Genomic DNA, 6380 nt, shown 5'->3' on the forward strand with positions numbered 1-6380 from the left:
GCCCCGGGACGTGGTGGTGGAAGTCGCGGGCTGTGTGGCGGTGCGCGTCGGGCAGGGCCACCCAGAGCTGGACGCCGTGCAGGACGGTGGTCTCGGGGGTGGAGACCTCGGAGTGGCAGATGCCGTGGCCGGAGGTCATCAGGTTGAGCTCGCCCGGACGGACGAAGGCGTGGACGCCGAGGCTGTCGCGGTGCTCGATCTCGCCGGTGAACAGCCAGCTGACGGTCTGCAGGCCGATGTGGGGGTGCGGGGCGACGTCCATCCCGCCGGTGACGGCGACGTCGTCGGGGCCGTAGTGGTCCACGAAGCACCAGGCGCCGATCAGCGGGCGGGAGCGGTGTGGGAGAGTGCGGCGTACGGTCATCGCGCGCGGCCCGCCGAGCGGGACGTCCCGTGGGGGCAGGACCTCGACTCGCGGTTCCTGCGGCTGGGCGGCGGGGTGCGGCTCGGTCTCGGTGGTGCTCACGGCGGTGGTCCCTCCCATGGCGGAAAAAGCACTTCTAGGTAGTTCTAGATTCAACTATTATGGCATGGCAGAGTGACGGGCGACAGCAGGCCGCGACAGTGAGCCGATGGAGGAGTTCAGGTGAGTGACGTGACGGTGATCCCTGCGGAGCGGCGGGTCTTCATCGACAAGCAGAGCCCCACGGCGTACCGGGCTCTGCTCGCGGCCGCCGAGGCGGCGCGGGCGGTCGCGGCGGAGGCCGGGCTGGACCGGCGCCTGGTGGAACTGGTCAACCTGCGGGTCTCGCAGATCAACGGCTGCGCCTACTGCCTGAACGTGCACACCAGGGCGGCGCTGCGGGAGGGCGAGACCACCCAGCGGCTCGGCGTGCTCCCGGCCTGGCGCGACACCGAGGTGTTCACCGCGCGGGAGCGGGCGGCGCTCGCGCTGGCCGAGGCGACCACGACCCCGTCGGACGCGGCCGCGCAGGAGGCCGCCTACGGGGCGGCCCGCGAGGTGCTCACCGAGGAGGAGATCTCGGCGGCGGTCTGGGTGGCGATCACCATCAACTCCTTCAACCGGGTGTCGATCATGAGCAAGCACCCGGTCCGCCCGGCCGCCGGGCAGTAGTCGGCCGGCCGGACGGCATCCTCCGTTCGGTGTACGGCCTACTTTGGTGGGCGTACGGTCGATTCCTCCCGGTGGGGGATGACGAGGTGTCAGTGCTGCGGTGAGGCTTGGTCCTTGAGGGCGGGCGGAGGCCCGCCGTGGACCAAGGGGGTCGCATGGCACGTCGTACGGTATCCGCGCTGGTGGGAGCGGTGCTCTGTCTGGCCTTGGCCGCGCCGGTCGCCTCGGCGACGGCGGCCGAGCCGACCGCGGCCGGCTCGGCCGCCGTCGCGAAGGGCTCCGGTGGCCGCTGGGTGGAGGCCCTGAAGGCGGTGACCGGGGCCGGGGCCGCGTCGGCGGTCGCCGAGGTCAGGGAGGAGGGCGGGGTTCGGCGTGCGGGCTCGGGTGTCGCCGACCTGGCCACCGGCGCTCCGGTGCGGACGGACGGGCGGTTCCGGGCCGGGAGCATCACCAAGGTGTTCACCTCGACCACCGTGCTCCAGCTGGTGGGCGAGGGGCGGATCGGCCTGGATGATCCGATCGATCGGTACCTGCCCGGCGCGGTGCCCAACGGCGACCACATCACCGTCCGCCAGCTGCTCAACCACAGCTCCGGCCTCTGGGACCCGACCAACGAGAAGGGCGGGCTGTTTCCCGACCGGACGGACGGCAACGCCATCCGCAACTGGCTCGACCAGGGCGGCCTGACCCGGACGATCACCCCGGCGAAGGTGGTGGCCGCCTCCGTGGCGCACGCGCCCAACTTTCCGCCCGGTACCAAGTGGAGCTACTCCAACGTCAACTACACCCTGCTCGGCATGATCATCGAGCGGGTGACCGGGCACGGCTACGCCCAGGAGATCACCGCGCGCATCCTGCGACCGCTGAGGATGAGCGGGACGTACTTCCCCGGGACGGCCATCGACATTCGGGGCCCGCACGCGCACGGCTACTGGACCCTGGCCGAGGGGCCCGGCCCGGAGGACCGGAGCGACCGGGACGTGACGCTGGCCGACATGTCCTGGGCGAACTCGGCCGGTGAGCTGATATCCACCCTGGACGACCTCACCCGCTTCGAGAAGGCGCTGCTGGGCGGTCGGCTGCTGTCCGAGAAGCTGATGCGGGAGATGACCACGACCATCCCGGTGGAGGTCGACGGCGTGCCCACGTCCGTGGGCTACGGACTGGGGCTGGTCACGCTGCCGCTGTCCTGCGGTCCGGTCTACGGGCACGACGGGGGCGTGCCCGGCTACAGCTCCCAGCTGTGGGGCACCGGTGACCGGCAGGTCGCGGTGTCCGCCACCATCAAGGGGGACGAGGCGCAGATCAACGCGCAGTTGGGGGCGGAGATCGGCCTCGTCGACGCGGCGTTCTGCGGCAGTCGCTGACGGGGTTCGTGATCTCTGCCTGGTGATCTTTGAACGGTGATCTCTGCGCGGCGTCCGCTGCCCGGGTGTCTCCCCGCGCCCCCTGGCGCGAGGAGACACCCGGGCCCGCACCCGGCCGCCGCACCTGACGAGCACATGGGGACGGATCCCCATGTGACCCCGATAACAAGTGACACGACACATGTGTCGTGTAATGTATTGGCTGTGAACACTGCGCAGAAGAATCCGACCCTCGTCTTCATCCCCTGCTTCTCCGGCGCCCCGTGGAGCGCCGAACAGCTCGCTCCCTACGGTGAGGTGCCCACACGCACGCTGCGCCTGCCCGAAGGCGTGAACGACATCGATCGCTACGCCGACTTCGTCGAAAACGCGATCGCCGACCTCGACGACTACGTGCTGGTCGGTGACTCGTTCGGCGCGAACATCGCGCTCGCGCTGGCCACCCGCCGCCCGCGGGGCCTGCGCGCCGTGGTCCTGTCCGGCGGATTCGCGGCCAACCCGGTCGACTCGAAGCCGTGGAAGGCCCTGATGAGGGTCATCGGCAAGGCACGCGGCCCGCTCTACCGGCAGGTGACGCTGCGAGCCCACGCCCACCGCCTCGCCTCCCCGTTCGACGGCGAGGGACAGGTGCCCTGGAACGAGGCGAGCAGTCGCGAACTGTTCCTCGCCAACACCCCGGCCGCCTCCTTCGGCGCGCGGGTGCAGGCCGTCCTCACCGCCGACTACGTCGACGTGCTAGGCCAGGTCCAGGTCCCGACCCTGATCCTGACCCCCTCGCACGACGTGCTGATCGGCGAGAACGCCTCCAAGATCATGCTCGCGGGCATCCCCGACGCCCGGGAGGTCGTGCTGCCGCGCACCGGCCACATGTTCCGCTTCTCCCACCCGGCCACCTACGCCGCTGCGGTCAACGACTTCCTCGCCGCCCTGCCGACCACCCGGAGGGAGGCCGATGCGTAAGGCCGAACACCTGCGCTTCGCGATCCTGGCAGCCCAACGCGAAGGCAACCGGCTGCTGATCCAGGCCCTCAAACCCCACGGCATCACCCCGTCGCAGGCCGAGGTGCTGCGCTTGCTCCAGCAGCACGGCACCCTGAGCCTCAACGGGCTCGGACAGCTCCTGGTGTGCGAGAGCGGCACCAACCCCAGCCGGCTGGTCGAGCGCGTCGTCGCGGCCGGGCTGGTCGAGCGCCGCACCGACGCCGCCGACCGCCGCTACGTCCAACTCAGCCTCACCCCCGAGGGTGATCGCCTGGCCACCGCGGTCGCCAGGATCGAAGAGGACATCTACACCGCGATCGACGCCGTCTCCGAAGGCCTGGACACCGACGCCGTCCTCGAGTTCCTCCACAGGTTCATCGACACCCTGCCCTCGGGAAGGGCCCTCAACAAACGCCTCAACCTCGACTGACCGTGACGCCAGAGGAGTACGAACGCCGGCACGTCCGCACGTCGGCTTCGAAGGGACGCTGCTCGGCCGCCGGGCTGACCCGGAAAGGTGGTGATCGACGTCGGCTCCCGCAACCGGTCCGTCCGGGCCGCGAGGGCGTACGCCCGATGGCATGACGGCCCGGGCCGGGACACATCGTCGGACGTCCCCGGCGGAACCCAGAGGGGACACGACCTCCCTATCCGGTGAGGCGATTCATTCCCAGGGAGTGCATGCACATGTCGACGGAGCAGAGCTCACCAACCATGCCGCAGGTGGCCATGACGCTGGCCGCGATCGCGGCGACCGGGGCCACCCCGCGTCCATCGGGCGAGACGCCGGAAGAGCAGCAGGACCGGATCTTCCTGGGCGTCAGCGAGCAACTGGCCGAGTCCTCCCTCGCGACCGGGAACGACTGGAGCCTGCTGTGGCTGGCGCTGAGCCCGGACAACGCGAACATGGCGTACCTGGCCGCGAGTCGTTCCTCCAACGCGTTCTCCGTGGTCCTGCGCGGCACGGTCTCCAACGTCACCGACCTGCTGGAGGACCTCGACGTGGGCACGGTGGTCCCGTTCACCGCCGTCGGCTCGCCATCCGTCCCGGTGGCCGTCTCCAAGGGCGCGATGGAGGCGTTCAGCCAGGTCGTCACCATGAGCGCGGCGGGCGTCACCCTGGTGCAGGCGCTCGCCGACGCCCTCACCGGGGCTGCGCCGAACCCCACCGTCTACGTGATCGGTCACAGTCTGGGCGGCTGCATCGCCACCATGGTCGCGCCCTACCTCCAGGCGCAGACCTGGGAGGGCGCCACCCCGCACTTCGGCCTCTACACCTTCGCCGCCCCCACCGCCGGAGGCCTGGGCTTCGCGACCTACGTCGACTCCCTGAACTGGGTCGCCAATGAGCGCTACTACAACGCCTGGGACCTGGTGCCGCAGGCCTGGACCAGTCTCGACGACGCGAAGAAGTGGTATCCCGATCCGCCCGGCCCGGCGGCGAACGACGACGTCAAGGCTGTGATCACGGCGATCGCCGCCCTGCCCGGCCCCCACGGCTACGCCCAGCCGGGCAAGGCCATCCCGTTGAATCCGGACTACAGGAGCGACTACGACCCGGTCATGGCCAAGAAGACGCTCCAGGACTTCATGGGCCAGGTCGCCTACCAGCACGCCGACTCCACCTACCTGGGTCTGCTCGGCGCCCCCGATGTGCTGCCCGGCCCGGTGGTGCGGGCCATCAGCGGCAACGCCGGCAAGGCCGGCAGCGCGGTCGTCATCGCCGGCAGCGGCTTCGGCGCGGGCACGGCGGTCGACTTCGGCGCGGTCCCGTGCCAGGACCTGGTCGTCAGCGGCGACGGCACCGCGATCAGCGTCTTCGCGCCCACCGGCGTCGGCGTCGTCGCCGTCCGGGTCACCACCAACCTGGGCACCTCGCCGGCCGTCCCCTTCGGTCAGTTCGCCTACGGCGGCCCCGCCCCGGTGGTGCTCACCGGTATCGCCCCGGACAAGGGTCGGAAGGGCGACCCCGTCACCATCACCGGCGTCAACTTCGGCCCCGACGCCCAGGTCTTCTTCGGCGACAACCCCTCCCCGTCCGTCCAGGTCAAGCGCACCGGCGCGCCCGGCGAGATCGTCGCCTCCGTGCCCGCCCCGACCACCGGCGTCGGCAAGCCCAGGACCATCGACGTCACCGTGCTGTCGAACGGCTACTCGTCCCCGACCGGTCCGGTGGCCGAGTTCACCTACAAGGAGCTGTGACGCCGGCTCGCGAAAGCGCTGGGCAGGACAGCGGCCCCCGACAGCATCAAGTGGTCACTCAGCGTGATGAGTGGCTGCCTTCAGTCTCGAATGAGCGACATCTCAACATCCGGGCTCACCGGTCCCGAGGGCCAGGTAGTCGTGGACGGGCGCGACGGGGGCCAGGGTGAGGTCGGTGACGATGTGGCTGGCCGAGACGACCTCCAGCACCGGCAGGTCGGCCAGTGGCGCCATGACGTGGGCGTTGAGCTGGAGGCGGGCCGGGCCGGTCCAGGCCTCCTTGACGGTCACGTCGGTGATCCGGGTGCGGACCAGGTCGCAGACCCGCAGGCCGCCGCTGTAGTCGGGGATCACCTTGACCGCGTAGGTGGGCACGGTGATCTGGTCGCGTGCCTCCTCCGGGTCCAGGGGCTGCCACTTGTAGGCCATGGTCGCGGTGGTGACCCGCTGGCTGCCGTAGTCCAGGGTGCCGACCAGCGTGCTGGCCTCGGTGAACAGCCGCGGCGAGCCCATCACCTTGGGGTAGGCGCTCAGCTCCCGGCCGGCGGCGGTGGCGGCGAAGTTGTCGAGGTACATCGCGTGCAGGTACTCGCCGTGCTCCCCGCCGTGGCGGATCGGGATGACCTGCCCGGCCTCGACGTACGGGCCAAAGCCGTCGACCTCGCCCATCTTCATGACCTCGAATCGGACCAGCGGCTCCTCGATCTCCAGCGGTTCGGGGACGACGGCGCGCAGCGCCTCCGGGTCGGTGCGGT

Annotated in this window: 7 protein-coding genes; 5 read left to right on the plus strand and 2 right to left on the minus strand. The window is 70.6% G+C overall.

Annotated elements, in window-relative coordinates; all coding sequences use genetic code 11:
* Window positions 1-466, minus strand: a 466-nt coding sequence (locus J0670_RS26505) for a pirin family protein (protein ID WP_207814193.1), incomplete at its 3' end; no start/stop codon positions are given.
* A gap of 120 nt (window positions 467-586) precedes the next feature.
* Here J0670_RS26505 and J0670_RS26510 point away from each other — a divergent pair.
* From J0670_RS26510 to J0670_RS26530, 5 genes are all read left to right on the plus strand, one after another.
* The gene (locus tag J0670_RS26510) at window positions 587-1075 is read left to right on the plus strand and encodes a carboxymuconolactone decarboxylase family protein (RefSeq protein ID WP_207814194.1); all 489 of its coding nucleotides are present in this window, start codon (window positions 587-589) and stop codon (window positions 1073-1075) included.
* Between the two features lie 155 nt (window positions 1076-1230).
* Window positions 1231-2442 carry a serine hydrolase gene (locus J0670_RS26515; RefSeq protein WP_207814195.1) on the plus strand — a complete coding sequence of 404 codons (1212 nt, stop codon included), beginning with the start codon at window positions 1231-1233 and terminating at the stop codon, window positions 2440-2442.
* 204 nt (window positions 2443-2646) lie between these two features.
* Window positions 2647-3402, plus strand: coding sequence for an alpha/beta fold hydrolase (locus J0670_RS26520; protein WP_207814196.1), 756 nt, complete (start codon window positions 2647-2649; stop codon window positions 3400-3402).
* The gene (locus J0670_RS26525; protein WP_207814197.1) at window positions 3395-3853 is read left to right on the plus strand and encodes a MarR family winged helix-turn-helix transcriptional regulator; all 459 of its coding nucleotides are present in this window, start codon (window positions 3395-3397) and stop codon (window positions 3851-3853) included. Before J0670_RS26520 ends, J0670_RS26525 begins: the two co-directional genes overlap by 8 nt.
* Before the next feature lie 257 nt (window positions 3854-4110).
* Window positions 4111-5625, plus strand: a complete 1515-nt coding sequence (locus J0670_RS26530; RefSeq protein ID WP_207814198.1) for an IPT/TIG domain-containing protein — start codon at window positions 4111-4113, stop codon at window positions 5623-5625.
* 102 nt (window positions 5626-5727) lie between these two features.
* On the opposite strand, the gene J0670_RS26535 is transcribed toward J0670_RS26530, so the two are convergent.
* Window positions 5728-6380 (minus strand): acetoacetate decarboxylase (locus J0670_RS26535; protein ID WP_207814199.1); only part of this gene is annotated, 653 nt, incomplete at its 5' end.

Source organism: Streptomyces sp. FH025 (assembly GCF_017427025.1).
Lineage (GTDB): Bacteria > Actinomycetota > Actinomycetes > Streptomycetales > Streptomycetaceae > Kitasatospora.